2 protein-coding genes and 1 pseudogene are annotated in these 1,462 nt (G+C 47.2%); 1 reads left to right on the top strand and 2 read right to left on the bottom strand.

The genetic code is table 11. The annotated features are described in order from the left end of the window. Positions 1-206, top strand: a 206-nt coding sequence (locus tag AKG39_RS20360) for a hypothetical protein (RefSeq protein WP_207642514.1), incomplete at its 5' end; no start/stop codon positions are given. A gap of 82 nt (positions 207-288) precedes the next feature. Here AKG39_RS20360 and AKG39_RS06750 read toward each other — a convergent pair. Next, positions 289-1,290 carry a uroporphyrinogen decarboxylase family protein gene (locus AKG39_RS06750; RefSeq protein WP_050739620.1) on the bottom strand — a complete coding sequence of 334 codons (1,002 nt, stop codon included), beginning with the start codon at positions 1,288-1,290 and terminating at the stop codon, positions 289-291. Positions 1,291-1,326: 36 nt separating this feature from the next. Next, positions 1,327-1,462, bottom strand: a pseudogene (locus AKG39_RS20460) (cobalamin-binding protein); the annotation flags it as partial.

The raw sequence follows: 1,462 nt of genomic DNA, 5'->3' as shown, positions 1-1,462 counted from the left end.
AACGTGCAGGCGAACAGTCGACAGACTGTACGCCGTGCAGTGTAGAAATTCGCGAAGGCAACGAGCCAATCACAAGCTTGCTTGTAGTTGGCGACTGCCCGCGACCTCGAAGAAATTCGCATAGCGATTTCTTCGAGGTTGTTTCGTGTAAACTGGCAGCGAAGCTCACACAAGTCTCGCAAATACATGAATTTTTAAATATTTAAACCGGTGAAGGTTTAGAAAAGCACGGTGCTCATGCAGTTAACTCCTTGATGTCACCGTTTTGAGATTATAAAATTAGTTCTTTTATTGATTGATCTGATTAAGTTCGGCAGTAATTGCTTCGTATACGCCGGGATAAACGCTGCCTGGTCCGCCCTGGGTAATGCAGGGAATATAATAGAGGTTTTTACATCGGGCAACGGCATTACGTACTTCCGCGCCGACACTTTCCTGGGTCCATTCCCCATTATCAATCAGGGAGTTATCGATATCGCCCATAAACGAAATCTGTCCGCCGTATTTTTTAATCAAGTCCGGAACATTGTTTGAGGAAATACAGCCCTGCCAGATATCAATGCCCATTTCGATCATCGAAGGCACCAGATTCGCAGCGTAGGAATCACTGTGATGGACAACCAGTTCAACACCGTTGGCTTTATAGAAGCCGTAGATTTTTTTGAAAGCCGGGACGATAAATTCGTCAAACATTTCCGGTGACATGAATGAACTTATGGAGCTGCCCCAGTCATCATGATGGAAGAGACAGTCTGGTTTGTAATACTTGATCAGTTCCGCGGCATAGCTGAGTTCATATTCGACGATGTAGTCAATCAGGTCATGCATTTCTTCGGGCTCTTCATAGAAGGCCATCAGGCAGTCTTCCATCCCCATTAAATGATGGCATTGTTCAAAAATACCGGGAGCAACAAACACGGTTGCAAAAACTTCGTTGCGATCAATGGCCTCGATTGGCGGTAAAAATGGTGTCCAGGCTTCGGCGGGAAGATCAGTCTTAGGCGCTTTGACGTAATCCCGCCATTTTGTGATATCTTTAAGTACTTTGTGTTCCTTATCGTGTAATGGAAATGCTCCGGGAGTGCCGGCTGGCCATGAGAAGGTAATGCCCCAGGCATTTTTAGCCGGTTCGCCGCCAGGCATGGGAAAGGCGCCCTGAGCTGAAATCGGATCGCCCATGATCATCCCGTAAATGGCATCCGTACACATAAATGCTTCATACTGATTGACAAAGCGGTCAGGATTGCCACCTCTAATCGTTTCCAATAGGTTCTGTCGTTTTGTTAACATATTTGTACCTCCTTAGGGTATGTAGTCTTCTGATTATTAAGCGGTTGCCAGTTCTTTGGCTTTGACGGCGGCGGTTCCGGCATCGGGAGCGAATCCGTCGGCACCGATTTCGGTGGCATATTCCGGGGTCACCGGTGCTCCGCCGACAATCACTTTGAATCCGGTTAAGCCA

The organism is Acetobacterium bakii (assembly GCF_001263355.1).
GTDB lineage: Bacteria > Bacillota > Clostridia > Eubacteriales > Eubacteriaceae > Acetobacterium > Acetobacterium bakii.
Note: the sequence above shows the minus strand (reverse complement) of the source record. Positions and strands in the feature narration are given on the sequence as shown.